This is a genomic window from uncultured Hymenobacter sp. (assembly GCF_964243305.1).
In the GTDB taxonomy this organism is placed as follows: domain Bacteria; phylum Bacteroidota; class Bacteroidia; order Cytophagales; family Hymenobacteraceae; genus Hymenobacter.
In genome coordinates, this window is the sequence record NZ_CAXTEF010000001.1 from 43515 (window position 1) to 63652 (window position 20138).

The 20138-nt window shown below is 55.5% G+C and carries 19 protein-coding genes and 1 tRNA gene; all 20 read left to right on the forward strand.

Going from position 1 to position 20138, the window contains the following annotated elements:
* Positions 1-30: 30 nt before the first annotated feature.
* The 20 genes from tuf (at position 31) to ACFE70_RS00305 (ending at position 20108) form a co-directional block, all read left to right on the forward strand.
* A complete protein-coding gene (gene tuf / locus ACFE70_RS00210) occupies positions 31-1221 on the forward strand; it encodes an elongation factor Tu (protein WP_375415687.1) in 1191 nt (396 codons plus the stop codon).
* A 72-nt stretch (positions 1222-1293) separates the two neighbouring features.
* On the forward strand, positions 1294-1740 hold the full coding sequence (locus tag ACFE70_RS00215) for a hypothetical protein (RefSeq protein WP_375415688.1): 447 nt from the start codon (positions 1294-1296) through the stop codon (positions 1738-1740).
* A gap of 157 nt (positions 1741-1897) precedes the next feature.
* Positions 1898-1968: transfer RNA gene (locus tag ACFE70_RS00220), tRNA-Trp, on the forward strand.
* A gap of 64 nt (positions 1969-2032) precedes the next feature.
* A complete protein-coding gene (gene secE / locus ACFE70_RS00225) occupies positions 2033-2230 on the forward strand; it encodes a preprotein translocase subunit SecE (RefSeq protein ID WP_375415689.1) in 198 nt (65 codons plus the stop codon).
* Positions 2231-2239: 9 nt separating this feature from the next.
* Positions 2240-2803 carry a transcription termination/antitermination protein NusG gene (gene nusG / locus ACFE70_RS00230; protein WP_375415690.1) on the forward strand — a complete coding sequence of 188 codons (564 nt, stop codon included), beginning with the start codon at positions 2240-2242 and terminating at the stop codon, positions 2801-2803.
* Positions 2804-3036: 233 nt separating this feature from the next.
* On the forward strand, positions 3037-3480 hold the full coding sequence (rplK, locus tag ACFE70_RS00235) for a 50S ribosomal protein L11 (RefSeq protein ID WP_375415691.1): 444 nt from the start codon (positions 3037-3039) through the stop codon (positions 3478-3480).
* A gap of 20 nt (positions 3481-3500) precedes the next feature.
* A complete protein-coding gene (gene rplA, locus ACFE70_RS00240) occupies positions 3501-4199 on the forward strand; it encodes a 50S ribosomal protein L1 (protein ID WP_375415692.1) in 699 nt (232 codons plus the stop codon).
* A gap of 14 nt (positions 4200-4213) precedes the next feature.
* Positions 4214-4837 carry a 50S ribosomal protein L10 gene (gene rplJ, locus ACFE70_RS00245; protein WP_375415693.1) on the forward strand — a complete coding sequence of 208 codons (624 nt, stop codon included), beginning with the start codon at positions 4214-4216 and terminating at the stop codon, positions 4835-4837.
* Between the two features lie 100 nt (positions 4838-4937).
* A complete protein-coding gene (gene rplL, locus ACFE70_RS00250) occupies positions 4938-5321 on the forward strand; it encodes a 50S ribosomal protein L7/L12 (protein ID WP_375415694.1) in 384 nt (127 codons plus the stop codon).
* 306 nt (positions 5322-5627) lie between these two features.
* The gene (gene rpoB / locus ACFE70_RS00255; protein ID WP_375415937.1) at positions 5628-9497 is read left to right on the forward strand and encodes a DNA-directed RNA polymerase subunit beta; all 3870 of its coding nucleotides are present in this window, start codon (positions 5628-5630) and stop codon (positions 9495-9497) included.
* Positions 9498-9649: 152 nt separating this feature from the next.
* Positions 9650-14005, forward strand: a complete 4356-nt coding sequence (gene rpoC / locus ACFE70_RS00260) for a DNA-directed RNA polymerase subunit beta' (protein ID WP_375415695.1) — start codon at positions 9650-9652, stop codon at positions 14003-14005.
* 522 nt (positions 14006-14527) lie between these two features.
* Complete coding sequence (locus ACFE70_RS00265) at positions 14528-14860, forward strand: DUF3467 domain-containing protein (RefSeq protein WP_375415696.1); 333 nt, start codon at positions 14528-14530, stop codon at positions 14858-14860.
* 42 nt (positions 14861-14902) lie between these two features.
* Positions 14903-15133 carry a hypothetical protein gene (locus tag ACFE70_RS00270; RefSeq protein WP_375415697.1) on the forward strand — a complete coding sequence of 77 codons (231 nt, stop codon included), beginning with the start codon at positions 14903-14905 and terminating at the stop codon, positions 15131-15133.
* A 21-nt stretch (positions 15134-15154) separates the two neighbouring features.
* Positions 15155-15397 carry a Txe/YoeB family addiction module toxin gene (locus tag ACFE70_RS00275; RefSeq protein ID WP_375415698.1) on the forward strand — a complete coding sequence of 81 codons (243 nt, stop codon included), beginning with the start codon at positions 15155-15157 and terminating at the stop codon, positions 15395-15397.
* Between the two features lie 222 nt (positions 15398-15619).
* Positions 15620-16051 (forward strand): 30S ribosomal protein S12, encoded by a 432-nt coding sequence (rpsL, locus tag ACFE70_RS00280; RefSeq protein ID WP_068191715.1) that lies wholly within the window; start codon positions 15620-15622, stop codon positions 16049-16051.
* Positions 16052-16152: 101 nt separating this feature from the next.
* Positions 16153-16620, forward strand: coding sequence for a 30S ribosomal protein S7 (rpsG, locus tag ACFE70_RS00285; RefSeq protein ID WP_375415699.1), 468 nt, complete (start codon positions 16153-16155; stop codon positions 16618-16620).
* Positions 16621-16722: 102 nt separating this feature from the next.
* Positions 16723-18861 (forward strand): elongation factor G, encoded by a 2139-nt coding sequence (fusA, locus tag ACFE70_RS00290; RefSeq protein ID WP_375415700.1) that lies wholly within the window; start codon positions 16723-16725, stop codon positions 18859-18861.
* Positions 18862-18906: 45 nt separating this feature from the next.
* Complete coding sequence (rpsJ, locus tag ACFE70_RS00295; protein WP_078013199.1) at positions 18907-19212, forward strand: 30S ribosomal protein S10; 306 nt, start codon at positions 18907-18909, stop codon at positions 19210-19212.
* Positions 19213-19331: 119 nt separating this feature from the next.
* The gene (locus ACFE70_RS00300; RefSeq protein ID WP_375415701.1) at positions 19332-19631 is read left to right on the forward strand and encodes a hypothetical protein; all 300 of its coding nucleotides are present in this window, start codon (positions 19332-19334) and stop codon (positions 19629-19631) included.
* Between the two features lie 30 nt (positions 19632-19661).
* Complete coding sequence (locus tag ACFE70_RS00305) at positions 19662-20108, forward strand: hypothetical protein (RefSeq protein WP_375415702.1); 447 nt, start codon at positions 19662-19664, stop codon at positions 20106-20108.
* Positions 20109-20138 lie beyond the last annotated feature (30 nt).

The window sequence follows — 20138 nt, forward strand, 5'->3', positions numbered from 1 at the left end:
CCTCACCTCCTCTTTTTCTACCTCTTTACAATGGCTAAAGAAAATTTCGACCGGTCCAAGCCGCACGTGAACATCGGCACGATTGGGCACGTGGACCACGGCAAAACGACGTTGACCGCCGCCATCACGATGGTATTGGCCGGCCAGGGTTTGGCTGAAAAGCGCGACTTTGGTTCAATTGACAACGCGCCTGAAGAAAAAGAGCGTGGTATCACCATCAACACGGCGCACGTAGAATATTCAACCAAGAATCGCCACTACGCCCACGTAGACTGCCCCGGCCACGCCGACTATGTGAAGAACATGGTGACCGGTGCTGCGCAGATGGACGGCGCTATCCTCGTGGTAGCTGCTACCGACGGCCCAATGCCTCAGACCCGCGAGCACATCCTGCTGGCCCGCCAGGTCGGCGTACCTCAACTCGTCGTGTTCATGAACAAAGTGGACATGGTGGACGACCCGGAGCTGCTCGAACTCGTGGAGATGGAAATCCGTGAGTTGCTCTCGTTCTACGACTTCGACGGCGACAACATTCCGATTATCCAGGGCTCAGCCCTTGGCGGCCTGAATGGCGATGCTAACTGGGTGCCGAAAATCAACGAGCTGATGGACGCGGTGGACTCGTTCATTCCGATTCCCGCTCGTCTGACCGACCTGCCCTTCCTGATGCCGGTAGAAGATGTGTTCTCGATTACCGGTCGCGGCACCGTAGCTACCGGTCGTATCGAGCGCGGCATCATCAACTCCGGTGAGCAGGTTGACATCCTTGGCATGGGCGCTGCCCCCGGCCTGAAATCGACTGTGACGGGTGTGGAAATGTTCCGCAAAATCCTCGACCGTGGCGAAGCTGGTGACAACGTAGGTCTGCTGCTCCGCGGCATTGAAAAAGAAGCTATCCGTCGCGGCATGGTTATCTGCAAGCCCGGTTCCGTAACCCCGCACCAGAAGTTCAAGGCTGAAGTGTATGTGCTCTCGAAAGAGGAAGGCGGCCGCCACACCCCGTTCTTCAACAACTACCGTCCGCAGTTCTACCTGCGCACCACGGACGTTACCGGCATCATCTCCCTGCCCGAGGGTGTGGAAATGGTAATGCCCGGCGACAACATCACCATCACCGTTGAGTTGATCAACAAAGTGGCGATGGAGAAAGGCCTGCGCTTCGCTATCCGCGAAGGTGGCCGCACGGTTGGTGCCGGTCAGGTAACCGAAGTGCTTGACTAGTTCGAGTTCAACTACTAAAAGTTAAAACGCCCCCGCGCAATCGGGGGCGTTTTTTTGTTTACCTTCATTAGTATGAATACAAGAGCTGAACTAGAATACTTCGCCCTAGTGGAGCGAATTCTATACATAGAGCGGCGGCCTGACGCGCACAACAATGTAGAGTACAGCACCCTACTTGATTCAATTGATGAGTACGAAGAAATCACGCCGTACAAAGGGAGTTATCGCGAAAGCAGAAATAACGAAGAACAAATGTTATATGATAATGCAATGGCGCAGTATGAGTTAGAGATGTCCATCCAAGAGCCATTTGACACCATTACTTTTCAGAAGCAGCAGGATGAAGAAGATAAGCGCCAAGAGGCAGATGAAGAGTGGCAATTAGCTTATGAGAAGGCCAGTGCTAAAAGCTATAGGAGAGAGGGCTGTAATTATCAAGAGTATATGGAAAATGGTTGGAATAAGTTTGTTGAAGATGCGCTAGATGGAGAGCGTGGTGCGGGATGGAATTTGGATTGATGAGTAGACATGCATCCGTAGTTCTACAAAATGTGAAGGGCAGCTCTATTTTGTAGAGCTGCCCTTCACATTTTGTAGAACTTATCTTGTTTTCTGTACTGTTTCTCTTACCTTTGCACTCCCTTTGGCGAAACCCGCTCATAGGGAATATTCTCACACGAGTGTAGTTCAAGGGTAGAATAGAGGTCTCCAAAACCTTTGATGGGAGTTCGAATCTCTCCACTCGTGCATCTACCACGTTCTGCGGCCCGCTTTGGCAGGCCGTTTCTCACGGGCCAAACCAGTTTCCTGCATGGACAAGCTGAGCAACTATTTCCGCACGACCGTTGAGGAGATGCGCTACAACGTCACGTGGCCGACTTCGACGGAACTACAAAAAAGCGCCGGCTTGGTGCTCGTTGGCTCCATCGTGTTTGCCATTGTGGTGGGCGTGATGGATGTGACGTTCGACTCACTGTTGCGGGCCTTCTACAACTCCTTCGCCCAGTAAGCTACGACGATGGGAGAATTGAAATGGTACGTGGTGCGTTCGGTGAGCGGCCAGGAGAAGAAAGCCAAGAACTACCTCGAAACGGAACTCGGCCGCCACAACCTCACGGAGCTGGTGCCGCAGGTATTGATTCCAATTGAGAAGGTGTTCGAGATGCGCAACGGCAAGAAGCGCGTCCGTGAGCGCAACCTGTATCCGGGCTACATTATCATCCATGCCGACCTCGGCCACGGTGAGGTGGACCACATCATCACCAGCACGCCTGGCGTCATCGGTTTCTTGGGCGACAAAGACAAGAAGGACGCCGCCAACAACAAGCCGGTGCCGCTGCACATCACGGAAGTGAACCGCATCCTTGGCATTGTCGATGAGCAGGAGGAGGCTCCCGCCGCGCTCGATAAGCCTTACGTGGTCGGCGAAACGGTGAAAGTGGTGGACGGTCCGTTCAACGGTTTCTCCGGCCTCGTGAATGAGGTATTTGAAGAGCGCAAGAAGCTGAACGTAGTCGTGAAAATCTTCGGCCGCTCGCAACCAGTCGAGTTAAGCTACACGCAGGTAGAGAAAGAAGTATAACCGATAAAGCTTGTTGAGGCAGGTTGGTCAGAAGTAAGGGGGTAGGGAATTGCTGGTTTAGTTAAATCAATTCCCTACCCCCTCGAAAGATTTCAATCGCATTCAGCCTACAAACAAAGAGTAGCTCACTCGCTATCCGCTCCGGGCGGGTGAGGCTTCCAAAAAAGGAGTACATTTCAAACTGAGGCCGCCCGCGAGTTACGACGCGATGTGGCCGCAGCCCAATTATCCAAATGGCCAAAGAAATCAGAGGTTATCTGAGACTTCAGATTAAGGGAGGCGCCGCGAACCCTTCGCCGCCGGTAGGACCTGCACTTGGTAGCAAAGGCTTGAACATCATGGAGTTTTGCAAGCAGTTCAATGCTCGCACCCAGGATAAAGCTGGCCAAGTGTGCCCGGTCCTCATTACTATGTACACCGACAAGTCGTTTGACTTCGTGGTGAAAACGGCACCCGCGCCGGTGCTGCTCCTAGAAGCGGCCAAGCTGCAAAGCGGCTCGAAAGAGCCTAATCGCAACAAGGTTGGCTCTGTGACCTGGGACCAAGTGCGCACCATCGCCGAAACCAAAATGGCTGACTTGAACGCCTTCGAGGTGGAGTCGGCCATGAAGCAGGTGGCGGGCACGGCCCGGAGCATGGGCATCACCGTCAAGGGCGATTCTCCCTTCCAAGACTAACTTTTAAGGAGAACCGAATCATGGCTCAAATCAGCAAAAAGCGCAAGGATGCCCTTGCCAAACACGACCTGACGCAAGCGCGCACGCTCGTGGAAGCCGCGAAGGTGGTGAAGGAAATTACCTTCACCAAGTTCGACGCCTCGGTGGACATTGATGTCCGCCTAGGCGTGGACCCTCGCAAAGCCGACCAAATGGTGCGTGGCGTGGCTACGCTGCCCCACGGCACCGGTAAAGTAGTACGCGTGCTGGCCCTCGTGCCCGCCGACAAAGAAGCCGAAGCAACCGCCGCTGGCGCTGACTTCGTGGGTCTCGACGACTATATCGCCAAAATTGAAAAAGGCTGGACTGACATCGACGTGATTATCACGATGCCGTCGGTGATGGCTAAGGTTGGCCGTCTTGGCCGGGTGCTCGGCCCGCGTGGTCTGATGCCGAACCCGAAGTCGGGCACGGTAACTACTGACGTAGCCAAGGCCGTGCAGGAAGTGAAAGCAGGTAAAATCGACTTCAAAGTTGATAAGACCGGCATCATTCACTGCTCGGTAGGCAAGGTATCGTTTGATGAGCAGCGGCTGGCCGAGAATGCGCTGGAGGTTATTCAGACGCTGACTCGCCTGAAGCCTTCGTCGTCGAAGGGCACTTACATCAAGAGCATCACGCTCAGCAGCACCATGTCGCCGGGCGTGCCCGTCGATAGCCAAGCTAATTCCGCCAACTAATTAATCAACTACCGATGACGCGGGAAGAAAAACAAGTCCTCGTAGATGAGTTGAGCGATAAGATTCAGGCGCACAACGCATTCTACATCACCGATGCCGCTGGCATGTCGGTGGCTAAAATCAACGAATTCCGCCGGTTGTGCTTCAACCGCGGGATGGAGTTCAAGGTGTACAAAAACACCTTTATCCGCAAGGCGATGGACACGCTCGGCGGCGACACCAGCGAAATGGACGCAGCCCTGAAAGGCCAGTCGGGCGTGCTGTTCTCGAAGGAGAGCGGCAACGCACCAGCCAAGCTGCTCCAGGACTTCTACCGCTCGCAGGCTTATGGCCGTGGCGTAACGCCGAAGCCGGTGCTGAAAGGCGCTTACATTGATGCCAGCATCTACACGGGTGCTGACCAACTGGAAACGCTGAGCACGCTGAAAGGCAAAACCGAGCTGCTGGGCGAGCTGATTGGCTTGCTGCAATCACCGGCCAAAAATGTTATTTCGGCGCTGCAAAGCGGCGGCAACATCTTGGCGGGCCTGCTCAAAACCTTGTCCGAAAAAGAAGGCGCCGGCTCGGTTAGCGCTTCGACGGAAACGGCTGGCGACGCCGCTGCTTCCGAATCCACTTCCGAAGCGCCGGCTGCTTAGCTCTAAGCTAGCCGCCCTTACGGAGCTGCTGCTTCCAGGCAGCTCCCTTTTTCCCTACCCCCTCTTTAATTTTCAACCTCTTTTTTAATAATCTACAGAAATGGCAGATTTGAAAGCATTCGCCGAGCAGCTCGTGAGCCTGACGGTGAAAGAAGTAAACGAACTCGCTGGCATCCTGAAGGATGAGTACGGCATCGAGCCGGCAGCTGCCGCTCCCGTGATGATGGCTGGTGGTGGCGGTGGCGCGGCCGTGGCTGACGCTCCCGAAGAGAAAACCTCGTTCGACGTTATCCTGAAAGCTGCCGGCGGCGCCAAGCTCGCCGTGGTGAAACTGGTGAAAGACCTGACTGGCCTGGGCCTGAAAGAAGCCAAAGAATTGGTGGACGGCGCTCCCAAAGCCATGAAAGAAGGCGTCACCAAGGACGAAGCCGAAGCCCTGAAAAAGCAGCTCGAAGAAGCCGGTGCCGAAGTAGAGGTTAAGTAAGCTGCTTTCCCGCCGCGACTTCGCCGCGAAATTGGATTAGACCTGGCAACTTAGCCAGGTCTTTTCCTGTTTGTATGCGGCCTGTTAGTATCAGACTCCGGTCTGAGTTATTATTGGCACCTGTTGGTGCCGTTTCGGGATAGGAGAGGGGGTAGGGAATTGCCTTATACTCTGCCTGTTCTACCCGCCAAGCTGGGGCTTAGCTTCGCTGTTCTCCGGTTGGCGCTACTTCGCTTCCGTGTCCATTTTTTAAAAACTCATCCATTGGCTACATCGAAAGCACAAGCGGGGATGCACGCGACCGTTATGTCCCCGGCCGAGAGCGAGCGAATTAATTTCGCCAAGATTAGGAAAGTTATCGAGTATCCCGACTTTCTGGACGTGCAGGTGCGCTCGTTCCAGGAATTCTTTCAGCTAGAGACGGCCGCCGAGCGCCGCTCGAACGAGGGCTTGTTCAAAGTGTTTGCCGAGAACTTCCCGATTTCGGACTCGCGCGAAAATTTCGTCCTCAACTTTATTGACTACCACGTCGACCCGCCGAAATATACGGTTGACGAGTGCATCGACCGCGGCCTAACATATTCTGTGCCGCTGAAAGCCAAGCTGCGCCTTATCTGTAACGACAAGGACAACGAGGACTTCCAGACCATCGAGCAGGAAGTGTTTCTGGGCAACATTCCGTACATGACCGAGAAAGGCTCGTTCGTGATTAACGGGGCGGAGCGGGTCATCGTTTCGCAGCTGCACCGCTCGCCGGGCGTGTTCTTCGCCCAGAGCAAGCACACCAACGGCACCAAGCTGTATTCGGCCCGCATTATTCCCTTCAAGGGCTCGTGGATTGAGTTTGCGACGGACGTGAACAACGTCATGTACGCTTACATCGACCGCAAGAAGAAATTTCCGGTGACGACGCTGTTGCGCGCCATCGGTTACGGCACGGACAAGGACATTCTGGACTTGTTTGGGTTAAGTGAGGAGGTGAAGGCGGAAAAGAAAAACCTCAAGAAAGCCGTGGGCCGCAAGCTCGCCGCGCGGGTGCTGCGCACCTGGACTGAGGACTTCGTGGACGAGGACACCGGCGAAGTCGTGTCCATCGACCGCAACGAAGTGCTTTTGGAGCGCGACTCGGTGATTGAGGAAGCCGACATTGACACGATTCTAGAAGCGGGCGCCAAGTCCGTTATCCTGCACAAGGAGAACGTGAACATCGCCGACTTCGCCATCATCTACAACACGCTTCAGAAGGACAACTCCAACTCGGAGAAGGAAGCTGTGGAGCAGATTTACCGGCAGTTGCGCAACACGGAAGCGCCGGATGAAGAAACTGCCCGCGACATCATCCAGAAGCTATTTTTCTCGGATAAGCGCTATGACCTCGGTGAGGTGGGCCGCTACCGGATTAATAAGAAGCTGGGCATCGACATGGCCCAGGAAGCCCGCGTGCTGACCAATGAGGACATTGTGCTCATCGTGAAGTACCTGATTGGGTTGATTAACTCGAAGGCTATTGTCGATGACATTGACCACTTGAGCAACCGCCGCGTGCGCACGGTGGGCGAGCAGCTTTACGCCCAGTTCGGTGTAGGTCTGGCCCGCATGGCGCGCACCATCAAGGAGCGCATGAACGTGCGCGACAACGAGGACTTCAAGCCGGTGGATTTGATTAATGCCCGCACGTTGTCGAGCGTTATCAACTCGTTCTTCGGTACGAACCAGCTTTCGCAGTTCATGGACCAGACCAACCCGCTGGCGGAGGTGACGCACAAGCGTCGCGTCTCGGCGCTCGGGCCGGGCGGTCTGAGCCGGGAGCGGGCAGGCTTCGAGGTGCGCGACGTGCACTATACGCACTACGGCCGCCTCTGCACGATTGAGACGCCGGAAGGCCCGAACATCGGCCTGATTTCCTCGCTTTGCGTGCATGCCCGCGTGAACTCGATGGGCTTCATTGAAACGCCCTACCGCACCGTGAAAGACGGCAAGGTGGATATGAGCGAGAACGTGAAGTTCCTAACTGCCGAAGAAGAGGATACGCACCACATCGCGCAGGCTAACTCCGGCTTGGACGAGGGGGGTAGGCTAACGCAGGAATTGGTGAAGGGCCGCTTTGAAGGCGACTTCCCCGTGGTGAACCCATCAGAGTACTCCTACATGGACGTGGCCCCAAACCAGATTGTGTCGGTGGCCGCCTCGCTGATTCCGTTCCTGGAGCACGATGATGCTAACCGCGCTCTGATGGGCTCGAACATGCAGCGTCAGGCCGTGCCATTGCTCCGCCCGGAAGCGCCAATTGTGGGCACGGGTCTGGAAGGCCGGACGGCTATCGACTCGCGCACGCTCATTGTGGCCGAGGGCGAAGGTGAAATTGACTACGTGGACGCAAACAAAATCATCGTCCGCTACGACCTCTCGGCCGATGACGTGATGGTGAGCTTCGACGCCGAGCGCATTACTTACGACCTCATCAAGTTCCGTCGCACTAACCAAGACACTTGTCTGAACCTGACGCCGCTCGTGAAGCGTGGCGACCGGGTGAGCAAGGGCCAGCCGCTGTGTGAAGGTTATGGCACCAATAAAGGCGAGTTAGCCTTGGGGCGCAACATGCAGGTGGCGTTCATGCCGTGGCAGGGCTACAACTTCGAGGATGCTATCGTTATCTCGGAGCGCGTAGTACGCGACGATATCTTCACCTCGATTCACATCGAGGAGTTTGAGTTGGAAGTGCGCGAGACTAAGCGCGGCGAAGAAGAGTTGACCTCGGAAATCCCGAACGTGAGCGAAGACGCCGTGCGCAACCTTGATGACAACGGCATCATCCGCCTCGGCGCGGAAGTGCGGGAAGGTGATATCCTCATCGGCAAAATTACGCCCAAGGGCGAGACAGACCCGACGCCGGAGGAGAAGCTGCTCCGCGCCATCTTCGGCGACAAGGCTGGTGATGTTAAGGATGCCTCGCTTAAGGCGCCGCCCTCCTTGCAGGGGGTAGTGATTGGCACCAAGCTGTTCTCGCGGCCCAAGAAAGACAAAAACCTGCGGGCTAAGTCGAAGAAGGAAGTCGAGGACCTCAAGGACGGCTACGCCCGCGAGCTGCGCGGCGTGAAGGCCATCATGATTGACAAGCTGGTGCAATTACTGGAAGGCAAGACAAGCCAGGGCATCAAACACCGCTTCGGCGAGGAGATGATTACCAAGGGTGTCAAGTTCAACCGCAAAAACATTACGGAAGGCCTTTTCCCCGAGAAGAACCCCTATAAGGATGAGAGTAACTACGCCGTGCCGGAAGAGGTGAACCTGTTCAAGGACCTGATTCTGGAAGGCTGGACTGCTGATGCCCGCGTGAATGGCTTGCTATTGGAGTTGGTGCGTAACTACGCCAAGCGCCGCAACGGCATCACCGCCCGCTTCAAGCGGCAGCGCTTCACCCTGGAAGTAGGGGATGAGTTGCCCGCCGGCATCGTGCAGCTGGCTAAGGTCTATATCGCCAAGAAGCGCAAGCTGAAAGTGGGTGATAAGATGGCCGGCCGCCACGGCAACAAGGGGGTAGTGGCCCGCATCGTGCGCGATGAGGACATGCCCTTCCTCCCCGACGGTACCCCGATGGACATCGTGCTCAATCCGCTCGGCGTGCCGAGCCGGATGAACATCGGCCAGATTTACGAAACCGTGCTTGGCTGGGCCGGCCTTAAGCTGGGCCGCACCTACGCCACGCCGATTTTCGACGGTGCGACGGAGGCCGAGGTATCAGCGGAATTGGCGGAGGCTGGATTGCCGCACTTTGGTCGGGCTTATCTGTATGATGGCTTGACCGGTGATAAGTTCGACCAGCCGGTAACCGTGGGCGTGATTTATATGCTCAAGCTCGGCCACTTGGTCGATGACAAGATGCACGCGCGTTCCATCGGGCCGTACTCGCTCATCACGCAGCAGCCGCTGGGTGGTAAGGCGCAGTTCGGCGGTCAGCGCTTCGGTGAAATGGAAGTGTGGGCGCTGGAAGCTTTTGGTGCTTCCAACGTGCTTCAGGAAATCCTGACCGTGAAGTCGGATGACGTGGTGGGCCGCGCGAAAGCCTACGAGGCGATTGTGAAGGGCGACGTGCTGCCGAAGCCAAATATCCCGGAGTCATTCAATGTGCTCATCCACGAGCTACGCGGACTAGCGCTGGAGATTACCTTGGAATAGTTGAGGGGGGTAGGGATTTTAAATCCTGATTTTTAATCCCTACCCCCTGCACGTTCTCCCAAGTGTTGTTGTTGGAACCTCTTGCCCCCTGAGCACAGACCGGGCTAGCCAACAGCCAAAAAGCTATTAGCTAACAGCTTAAAACCAATCAAATGGCTTTTGCAAAAACGAAGAAACTAGTTCAGGACTTCTCCAAAGTCACGGTTTCGCTGGCCTCGCCCGAAACCATTCTGGAGCGCAGCACCGGCGAAGTGGTGAAGCCCGAAACCATTAACTACCGCACCTACAAGCCGGAGATGGGTGGCCTGTTCTGCGAGCGGATTTTCGGTCCGGTGAAGGACTGGGAATGCCACTGCGGCAAGTACAAGCGCATCCGCTACAAAGGCATCATCTGCGACCGTTGCGGCGTGGAGGTGACCGAGAAAAAGGTGCGCCGCGAGCGCATGGGCCATATTGAGTTAGTAGTGCCCGTTGCGCACATTTGGTATTTCAAGTCGCTGCCCAACAAAATCGGCTATCTCCTAGGCCTGCCCACGAAGAAGCTCGACCAAATTATTTACTACGAGCGCTATGTGGTAGTGCAGCCTGGTACGCTGGCCGAAGAAGGTGTGCAACAGCTCGACTTCCTCACTGAAGATGAGTACCTGGACATCATCGACAAGCTGCCCCGCGAAAACCAGTTGCTGCCGAACGAGGACCCCAACAAATTCATCGCCCGCATGGGCGCTGATGCCTTGCAACTCCTGCTAGAGCGTATTAACCTAGATGAGCTAAGCTATTCGCTGCGTGACTCTGCCGCTCACGAAACTTCGCAGCAGCGTAAGGCGGAGGCGCTAAAGCGTCTGCGCGTGGTGGAAGCGTTTCGCGATGCGGCAACCCGCATTGAGAACAAGCCCGAGTGGATGGTTATCCGAATGGTGCCCGTGATTCCGCCGGAGCTGCGCCCGCTCGTGCCGCTGGACGGTGGCCGCTTTGCGACCTCGGACCTGAACGACCTGTACCGCCGCGTTATCATTCGCAACAACCGCCTCAAGCGCCTGATTGAAATCAAGGCGCCGGAAGTGATTCTGCGTAACGAGAAGCGGATGCTGCAAGAGGCCGTGGATTCGCTCTTCGACAACTCGCGTAAGGTGAATGCCGTGCGCGCCGAAGGCAACCGCGCCCTGAAGTCGCTGTCCGACATGCTGAAAGGCAAGCAGGGCCGCTTCCGTCAGAACCTGCTGGGTAAGCGCGTGGACTATTCGGGTCGTTCAGTTATCGTCGTTGGCCCTGAATTGAAGCTGCATGAGTGCGGCCTGCCCAAGAACATGGCGGCTGAGCTGTTCAAGCCGTTCATCATCCGCAAGCTTATTGAGCGCGGCATCGTGAAAACGGTGAAGTCGGCCAAGAAGATTGTAGACCGCAAGGATGCTGTGGTGTGGGACATCCTGGAGAATGTGCTGAAAGGCCACCCAGTGCTCCTGAACCGTGCGCCTACCCTGCACCGTCTGGGTATCCAGGCGTTTCAGCCGCGCCTTATTGAGGGCAAGGCTATTCAGCTACACCCGCTGGTGTGTACGGCTTTTAACGCTGACTTCGACGGTGACCAGATGGCCGTGCACGTGCCCCTCGGGCCGGCCGCCATCCTGGAAGCTTCGATGCTGATGCTGGCCTCACACAACATCCTGAACCCGGCCAACGGCGCGCCCATCGCGGTACCGTCGCAGGACATGGTTCTGGGTTTGTACTATGTGACTAAGGGCAAGCGCAGCACCGATGACGAGCAGATTCAGGGCGAAGGCCGGGTGTTCTACTCGGATGAGGAAGTAGTTATTGCCATCAACGAAAAGCAGCTTTCCAAGCACGCTTACATCAAGGTTCGTACGCAAGTGCGCGACGAGAATGATGAACTGGTGACCAAGGTTATTGAGACGGTGGCCGGCCGTGTGCTATTCAACCAGCTCGTACCGGAGGAAGTCGGCTTTGTAGATGAACTGCTGACCAAGAAGAAGCTTCAGCAGATTATCTCGCTGGTATTCAAGCGCACGGGCATGGCCCGCACCGCAGCCTTCTTGGACGACATCAAGACTCTTGGCTTTCAGTCGGCCTACAAGGGCGGCTTGAGCATGGGTTTGGGTGATATCAACATCCCGATTGAGAAGGATATTCTGGTGAAGCAGGCGCAGGCCGACGTAGCGGCGGTAACGCAGAACTACCAGATGGGTCTGATTACCGATAACGAGCGCTACAACCAGGTTATTGACATCTGGACCCGCATCAACAATCAGATTACGGAGACCCTGATGGGCCGCCTGGAGAAGGAGAACCAAGGCTTCAACTCCATCTACATGATGATGCACTCCGGTGCCCGCGGCTCGCGTGAGCAGATTCGTCAGCTCGGCGGGATGCGCGGCCTGATGGCCAAGCCGCAGAAGTCGCTCCAAGGCTCGGTGGGTGAGATTATTGAGAACCCGATTCTGTCTAACTTCAAAGAAGGTCTGGATGTAATCGAGTACTTCATCTCGACCCACGGTGCCCGGAAAGGTCTGGCTGACACGGCCTTGAAGACGGCTGACGCCGGCTACCTGACCCGGCGTCTGGTGGACGTGTCGCAGGACGTTATCGTGAATGAGCCGGATTGTGGCACACTCCGCGGCATCGAGACCTTCGCGTTGAAAGACAACGAGGACGTGGTAGAGCCGCTGGCTGAGCGTATTCTTGGCCGCGTGGCGGTACACGATATCATCGATCCGCTGACCGACGAGGTTATTCTCACGGCCGGCACGGAAATCACGGAGGACATCACCCGCCGCATTGATGCGACGGCGATTGAGTCGGTGGAAATTCGCTCGGTGCTGACGTGTGAGAGTAAGCGCGGCATCTGCGCCAAATGCTACGGCCGCAACCTGGCGTCGGGCCGCATGGTGCAGAAGGGTGAGGCCGTGGGTGTTATTGCAGCGCAGTCCATTGGCGAGCCGGGTACGCAGCTCACGTTGCGCACCTTCCACGTAGGTGGTACGGCTTCCAACATTGCGGTGGAAGCCAACATCAAGGCCAAGTTTGCCGGCGTGATTGAGTACGAGGACATCCGCGTGGTGGACACGACGACGGCGGAAGGCGTGAAGGGTAAGGTGGTGATGGGCCGTTCGGGCGAGATTCGCATCGTCGAGAAAGGCACCGGCAAAACCTTCATGTCCAACCACGTGCCGTATGGCTCGTTCCTGCTGGTTGACGAAGGTCAGGAAGTGGAGAAAGGCATGGAGCTGTGCAGCTGGGACCCCTACAACGCCGTTATTTTGGCCGAGTTTGATGGTACGGTCGTGTACGACGCTATCACGGAGGGCATTACCTACCGCGAGGAATCGGACGAGCAGACTGGCTACCGCGAGAAGGTGATTATTGAATCGAAGGACAAGGCGCAGAACCCATCCATCATCGTGCGGCCCGGCAAAAAGGGCGACGCGGAGGGACAGCGCGCCTATAACATCCCGGTGGGCTCGCACATCAGTGTTGAGAACAACGATAAGATTAAGGCCGGTCACATCCTGGCCAAGATTCCGCGTTCGGTGGGCAAAACCCGCGACATCACTGGTGGTCTGCCCCGTGTGACGGAGCTGTTCGAGGCCCGCAACCCGTCGAACCCGGCCGTCGTGTCGGAAATTGACGGCGTCGTGACCTACGGTACCGTGAAGCGTGGTAACCGCGAGATTTACGTCGAGTCGAAAGACGGCGTGAAAAAGAAGTACATGGTGCCGCTGTCGAAGCACATTCTGGTGCAGGACAACGACTTCATCCGCGCCGGGATGCCGCTTTCGGATGGTGCCATCACGCCGTCGGATATCCTGAGCATTCAGGGTCCGGGCGCGGTGCAGGAGTACCTCGTGAACGAGATTCAGGAAGTGTATCGCTTGCAGGGCGTGAAAATCAACGACAAGCACATCGAGGTGGTCGTCCGCCAGATGATGCAGAAAGTCGTGATTCTTGACGCTGGCGACACGACCTTCCTGGAGCATCAGGTGATTGACAAAATCATCTTCATGGAGGAAAACGACACTATCATCGACATGAAGGTGGTGACGGAAGCCGGTGATTCCAGCAACATGAAGCCCGGCCAGATTGTGAGTGCCCGCCGCCTGCGCGACGAGAACTCGTCGCTCAAGCGCCGTGACCTTCAGTTGGTGCAGGTGCGCGATGCGCAGCCCTCCGTTTCGCGGCCCACGCTGCAAGGCATCACGCAGGCCTCGCTCGGTACGCAGTCGTTCATCTCGGCCGCCTCGTTTCAAGAGACGACCAAGGTGCTCTCGGAAGCCGCCATCCGGGGCAAGGCCGACGAGCTGCTCGGCCTGAAAGAGAACGTGATTGTCGGTCACCTTATCCCGGCCGGCACCGGCCTGCGCGAGTATACCCGCCAGGTAGTAATGTCCAAGGACGACCAGGCCGCCGCTCAGGCTGCCAAGGCCGCCGAGGAAACTGCTCCCGCCAAGCGCCCCGTGCGCGCCGGCCGCCGGGAAGTTTCGACGCAGGAGTAGGGTTGATGTAGGTTTGTAATGAAAAAGCCGACTGGTGTGAACCAGTCGGCTTTTTCGTTTTTACCTTTCATCTCCGATACCAATTATCTAGAGCAGTCGGCTGTAAGCCCTTATAGTTTAAAATACATGGATTATGGTCTTCTTGCTTGTTTTTGTGGTCGTGGTATTTATAGCGTTACCACTGTCTGTGGCATATTTTCTTCTTAGGTATGTGATTAAGAGTAAACCCATTCGTTACAGCATAGGCATTTGGTGGGCGGCCTATATTTTTATTCTAATCGGCACTTCAGTGACTGGGATGAATGCGGACCCTTCTGAATTTGTGAGAAGCCTACCAGGAGGATATTTTTTAACTATCCTGTTTAAAATACCACATAATATAGCTTTACCCGGATTTGCGCTCATTATGTTCATTTATACATTTCCGATTGGATTGCTCGCATTTCAGTATTACAACAATAGATAATAATCTCGTAAGAAAATTTGAAGAGAATAAAGGCTTGCTTTAATCTAGGCCAATAAATGAACCCAATGCAACCAACCGACCAAAACCCTGACCCCAACGCGCTGAATATTGAGCTGTCCGAAACGATGGCCGAGGGCGAATACGCCAACCTGGCCATGATTGCGCACAGCAACAGCGAGTTCGTGATTGACTTCATCCGCATGATGCCCGGCCTGCCCAAGGCCAAGGTCAAGGCGCGCATCGTCGTCACGCCCGAGCACGCCAAGCGCCTGCTCACAGCCTTGGCCGAGAACATCGAGCGGTTCGAGCAGTCGTTCGGCCGCATCAAGGAGCAGAGCGAGGCGCCGAGCTACCCAATGAACTTCGGCGGGGCGGTTGGGGAGGCGTAGGGGGGTAGGGAATTTCCAGCCGCCCCTTTATCTTTAGCTCCTATGAAAATTGTCTTCGACGTACCCGCTGAGCGGGTGGACTTCATGCTGGAGATGCTGCGCAGCATTAACTACGTGCGTAACCGCCGTGTCCGCAAGACCGTCGCAACCGAGGAAGAGATGGATACGACGGAGTATTTGCTCTCGTCCGAAGCTAACGCTGAGCATTTGCGGCGCTCATTCGAGCAGCTAGACCGTGGGGAGTTTGTGCGGGTAGAGATACCTGACGAGTGAAGAATATAGTTTTCTCACCGGATGCTTTTGAGCAATATCAGTGTTGGTAGGAACACGATAAGGTTGTTTTTGAGGAAGCTGAATCAGCTACTTCGGGAGTGTCAGAGTGACCTGTTCAAAGGCACTGGTAAGCCGGAAGTCTTGAAGGGTAACTTAGCGGGGTGTTGGTCACGGCGCATCACGCAGGAGCACCGGCTGGTGTACCGCGTCGATTCGGACAATGTATATGTGGGTTCCTGCCGCTTCCACTATGATGAAGCGTAGGCAGTTCCCGATGGGAGAGGGGGTAGGGAATTCATTTGTGTGGTCAAGCTGATTACTTTTCCTGATGAGATGCTTCACTGCGTTCAGCATGACGTTTTAGCTGATTCCCTACCCCCTTTTCTGATTTTAACTCCCTCGCTTGTTTGCTATTGTAAATCAGAAACAGTACCTTTGCAAGCCAAAATTTTGGGAGCAAACGGCTCCCGGTTAACCATTCGCTAAATGCCAACCATCAACCAATTAGTACGGAAAGGCCGCGAGGCGTTGACTACCAAGTCAAAGTCGCCCGCGCTGGACTCGTGCCCGCAGCGTCGGGGCGTGTGCACCCGTGTGTACACCACCACGCCTAAGAAGCCGAACTCGGCTATGCGCAAAGTGGCCCGTGTGCGCCTTACCAACGGTAAGGAAGTTAACGCATACATCCCCGGTGAAGGCCACAACCTCCAGGAGCACAGTATCGTGCTCATTCGCGGAGGCCGGGTAAAAGACCTGCCAGGCGTGCGCTACCACATCATCCGGGGTGCCCTCGACACGGCCGGCGTGAGTGGCCGCACGCAGCGCCGCTCGAAGTACGGCGCCAAGCGTCCGAAGCCGGGTCAGCCCGCTGCAGCCGCTGGCAAGGGCGGCAAAGGCGCTCCCGCTAAGAAGAAATAATTTATTAGTGCCTGGTGCTTGGTGCTTAGTGCTTGGTAGAGAACGTTAATTCTCTGCCGGCCTAAGCACCAAGCACCAAGCACCATGCACTAACCAATCCAATGAGAAAGTCTAAACCGAAAAAGCGCCTGTTGCTGCCGGACCCTAAGTACAAGGAGACGCTGGTAACCCGCTTCGTGAACTACATGATGTACGACGGTAAGAAGAACCTTGCCTACGGCATTTTCTACGACGCCTGCGACATCGTGGAGGCCCGCACCAAGGAGAGCGGCCTCGAAATGTGGCGCAAAGCCCTGAACAACGTGATGCCGACCGTGGAGGTGAAGAGCCGCCGCGTGGGTGGCGCTACGTTCCAAGTGCCGATTGAAGTGCGCGCTGACCGCCGTATCTCGGTGGGGGCTAAGTGGATGATTCAGTACGCGCGTCGTCGCGGCGAGAAAACCATGAAAGACAAGCTGGCTGGCGAAATCATCGCGGCCGCCAAAGGTGAAGGTGCTTCCGTGAAAAAGAAGGACGACACGCACCGCATGGCTGAAGCCAACAAGGCCTTCTCGCACTTCCGTTTCTAACAAGTGCGAATGAGTGAATGAGTGGATGGGTGAGTGGTTCTGAAAACGAACTATTCGGCTCATTCACTCATTCGCTCATTTACTAACTCACTCATTGAAATAATGGCTGTCAATAAAGAACTTCAGTACCTCCGCAACATCGGGATTATGGCGCACATTGACGCTGGTAAGACCACGACGTCGGAGCGTATTCTGTATTACACGGGCAAAACCCACAAAATCGGGGAAGTGCACGACGGTGCCGCCACGATGGACTGGATGGAGCAGGAGCAGGAGCGCGGCATCACGATTACCTCGGCTGCCACAACTACCTTCTGGAACTACCCGACCGATATTAAGGGCGAGCCGATTGCTGATACTCATCAGTATAAAATCAACCTGATTGATACCCCCGGCCACGTGGACTTCACCGTGGAAGTGGAACGCTCGCTGCGTGTGCTCGATGGCGCCGTGGCCTTGTTTTGCGCCGTGTCGGGCGTTGAGCCGCAGTCGGAGACGGTGTGGCGTCAGGCGGATAAGTACAAAGTGCCCCGCATCTGCTTCGTCAACAAGATGGACCGCGCTGGCGCTGACTTCTTCAAGGCTGTAACCGAAATCAGGGAGAAATTGGGTGCGAACCCGGTGCCGTTGCAGATTCCGATTGGCGCCGAGGACACGTTCCGTGGTGCCGTGGACTTGCTGACTGGCAAAGCCATTGTGTGGGACGACGCAACCGAAGGCAAGTCGTACAGCGAAATTCCGGTGCCCGAAGACCTCGTGGAAACTGTAGCCGAGTGGCGTCAGAAGCTCGTGGAAAGCGTAGCAGAGTATGATGATGCGCTGTTGGAGAAATTCTTCGACAATCCAGATTCCATCACCCGCGAGGAGATGATGGTCGTTATCCGCCAGGCGGTTATCGACATGAAGTTCTCGCCGGTGCTTTGCGGTTCGGCTTTCAAGAACAAAGGCGTGCAGACCATGCTCGATGCTGTGATGGCTTACCTGCCCTCGCCGCTCGACATGCCTGCCATCATCGGTACCAACCCCGAGAACGGCGAGGAACTGGAGCGTCACCCCGACAACGACGAGCCTTTCACCGCGCTGGCCTTCAAAATTGCTACTGACCCGTTTGTGGGCCGTTTGTGCTTCTTCCGCTGCTACAGCGGCGTGTTGGACTCTGGCTCCTACGTGCTCAACAACCGCACCGGCAAGAAGGAGCGCATCTCGCGCCTGATGCAGATGCACTCCAACAAGCAGAACCCGATTGACCGCATTCAGGCCGGCGACATCGCGGCGGGCGTGGGCTTCAAGGACATCAAGACCGGCGACACGCTGACGGACGAGAAGTCGCCTATCGTGTTGGAGTCAATGTCATTCCCGGAGCCGGTAATCGGCTACGCGATTGAGCCCAAGACGCAGGCCGACGTTGATAAAATGGGCATGGCCATTGCCAAGCTCATCGAGGAGGACCCGACCCTGAAAGTAAACACCGACCCCGAAACGGGTCAGACGGTGCTCCGTGGTATGGGTGAGTTGCACCTTGAAATCATTATCGACCGGATGCGCCGGGAGTTCAAAGTGGAAATCAACCAGGGTGCGCCGATGGTGGCCTACAAGGAGATTCTCACCAAGAAAGTCGACCACCGCGAAACTTACAAGAAGCAGACGGGTGGCCGCGGTAAGTTCGGCGACATCCTGTTTGAGCTGGGTCCGAAAGAAACCGAGCCCGAGAAGCCTGGCTTCGAGTTTGACAACGCCATCGTGGGCGGGGTTATCCCCCGCGAATTCATTCAGCCGATTCAGAAAGGCTTCGAAGAGGCGATGAAGCAAGGTCCGCTGGCGGGCTTCCCGATTGAGGGCATGAAAGTGCGCCTCTACCACGGCTCGTTCCACGACGTGGACTCGGATGCGTTGTCGTTTGAACTCGCTGCCCGTGGGGGTTTCCGCGAGGCTGCCCGCAAGGCCGGCCCGAAATTGCTGGAGCCCATCATGGCGGTGGAAGTAGTTTGCCCCGACGAGTACACCGGTCCCGTTACCGGTGACCTGAACCGTCGTCGTGGACTGATGAAGGGCATGGACACCAAGGGCGGTGCTCAGGTCATCAAGGCCGACGTGCCGCTGTCGGAGCTATTCGGCTACGTGACGGCGCTACGCACGATTTCGTCGGGCCGGGCTTCGGCTTCGCTCACCTTCTCGCACTACGAGCAGGTGCCGAGCAACCTTGCCGACGCCATCGTGGCCAAGACCAAGGGCGGTAAATAGTTTTTCTCAGCTTGTCATTAATGAGGCAATCGGCCTCACCAAACCATGAATCAAAAAATCAGAATCAAGCTGAAAAGCTACGACCACAACCTGGTCGATAAGTCGTCCGAGAAAATCGTGAAGGCCGTGAAAGCTACTGGTGCCATCGTGAGCGGCCCGATTCCGTTGCCCACGGAAAAGGAGAAGTTCACCGTGCTGCGCTCGCCCCACGTGAACAAGAAGAGCCGGGAGCAATTCCAGCTCTGTACCTACAAGCGCCTCGTGGACATCTTCTCCACGAGCAGCAAAACAGTCGATGCGCTCATGAAGCTGGAACTGCCCAGCGGCGTGGACGTGGAAATCAAAGTCTGAGGAATGAGCTTCGGCTCTCTTAGCAGAAATGCCCCACTGGCCTTGATGGTCGGTGGGGCGTTTTGGTTAGATATTGCGGCTGATAGTAAGATGTTAATTTGGTAATTTGTGAACCCGATATGAAACCGCGCATAATGTACATAGAGAATAAGGAAACCGGCGAAGCAAGAATCGGCCGGGTTACGTTCTCGCGGACCTTGCAAACGGGTTACTACCGAGACAAAATGCTGCAACGTTCTGGCGGTGCTGGGATAAAGGGCAACTTCTTTGACGCAGAGACAAGCGAGGAATATTGGGTGTCAGGCTGCAAAAAGCGAGGCGGTGATTCTCACTGGGCAAACAAGGTATCAGTGAATATTGACGAAGATGTGAGAGAGGAATATTGGACCATAATCCGTGGATTGTCGATTCCTGCTTGATATTCTAACGCGCAGAGTTCACATATAATCATGTCTTCTTTCTCAATCAAAGGTTCCAGTGGGTTTATCAAAATATCCATTGAGAAAGTACACGGCTTCCCAGAAGAAACAAGCTATTTTGGTGGTTACGACACTACAAGTAAGCTAAAGCTAAAGAGCACTAGCTTCTCAGTGAATAGCGTTCTATGGCTATCTACTGGAAATATTTACACCTTTTACAAAGAATTAGAATCTGCCCAATGTGCGCTTAGTGGGATTGCGAAGTTTAGCTCTTCCGAAGGTAATTTAGATTTTGCGGTTAGCTATAATGAATTAGGTCATGTGTCGATTACGGGCGAGTTTAGAGACAACTGTCAAGAAAGAAACATTTTACAGTTTGAGATACTGAGTGACCAGAGCTATTTAGAAAGGAGTCTAGTTAAGCTCAAGCGGATTGTGGAACAGTATGGTGACAACACCGGGAAACGCTTGATATAATAGAGCGTTGATGAATTCTAGTTTGCGCTC

Bases quoted from the DNA above. Each gene is read 5' to 3' on its own strand.
- rplK (WP_375415691.1), top strand. From the start codon at position 3,037: ATGGCCAAAGAAATCAGAGGTTATCTGAGACTTCAGATTAAGGGAGGC.
- ACFE70_RS00215 (WP_375415688.1), top strand. From the start codon at position 1,294: ATGAATACAAGAGCTGAACTAGAATACTTCGCCCTAGTGGAGCGAATT.
- rpsG (WP_375415699.1), top strand. From the start codon at position 16,153: ATGAGAAAGTCTAAACCGAAAAAGCGCCTGTTGCTGCCGGACCCTAAG.
- tuf (WP_375415687.1), top strand. From the start codon at position 31: ATGGCTAAAGAAAATTTCGACCGGTCCAAGCCGCACGTGAACATCGGC.
- rplA (WP_375415692.1), top strand. From the start codon at position 3,501: ATGGCTCAAATCAGCAAAAAGCGCAAGGATGCCCTTGCCAAACACGAC.
- ACFE70_RS00265 (WP_375415696.1), top strand. From the start codon at position 14,528: ATGAACCCAATGCAACCAACCGACCAAAACCCTGACCCCAACGCGCTG.
- rplL (WP_375415694.1), top strand. From the start codon at position 4,938: ATGGCAGATTTGAAAGCATTCGCCGAGCAGCTCGTGAGCCTGACGGTG.
- rpsJ (WP_078013199.1), top strand. From the start codon at position 18,907: ATGAATCAAAAAATCAGAATCAAGCTGAAAAGCTACGACCACAACCTG.
- rplJ (WP_375415693.1), top strand. From the start codon at position 4,214: ATGACGCGGGAAGAAAAACAAGTCCTCGTAGATGAGTTGAGCGATAAG.
- rpsL (WP_068191715.1), top strand. From the start codon at position 15,620: ATGCCAACCATCAACCAATTAGTACGGAAAGGCCGCGAGGCGTTGACT.
- ACFE70_RS00270 (WP_375415697.1), top strand. From the start codon at position 14,903: ATGAAAATTGTCTTCGACGTACCCGCTGAGCGGGTGGACTTCATGCTG.
- nusG (WP_375415690.1), top strand. From the start codon at position 2,240: ATGGGAGAATTGAAATGGTACGTGGTGCGTTCGGTGAGCGGCCAGGAG.
- fusA (WP_375415700.1), top strand. From the start codon at position 16,723: ATGGCTGTCAATAAAGAACTTCAGTACCTCCGCAACATCGGGATTATG.
- ACFE70_RS00300 (WP_375415701.1), top strand. From the start codon at position 19,332: ATGAAACCGCGCATAATGTACATAGAGAATAAGGAAACCGGCGAAGCA.
- rpoC (WP_375415695.1), top strand. From the start codon at position 9,650: ATGGCTTTTGCAAAAACGAAGAAACTAGTTCAGGACTTCTCCAAAGTC.
- ACFE70_RS00305 (WP_375415702.1), top strand. From the start codon at position 19,662: ATGTCTTCTTTCTCAATCAAAGGTTCCAGTGGGTTTATCAAAATATCC.
- rpoB (WP_375415937.1), top strand. From the start codon at position 5,628: ATGTCCCCGGCCGAGAGCGAGCGAATTAATTTCGCCAAGATTAGGAAA.
- ACFE70_RS00275 (WP_375415698.1), top strand. From the start codon at position 15,155: ATGCTTTTGAGCAATATCAGTGTTGGTAGGAACACGATAAGGTTGTTT.
- secE (WP_375415689.1), top strand. From the start codon at position 2,033: ATGGACAAGCTGAGCAACTATTTCCGCACGACCGTTGAGGAGATGCGC.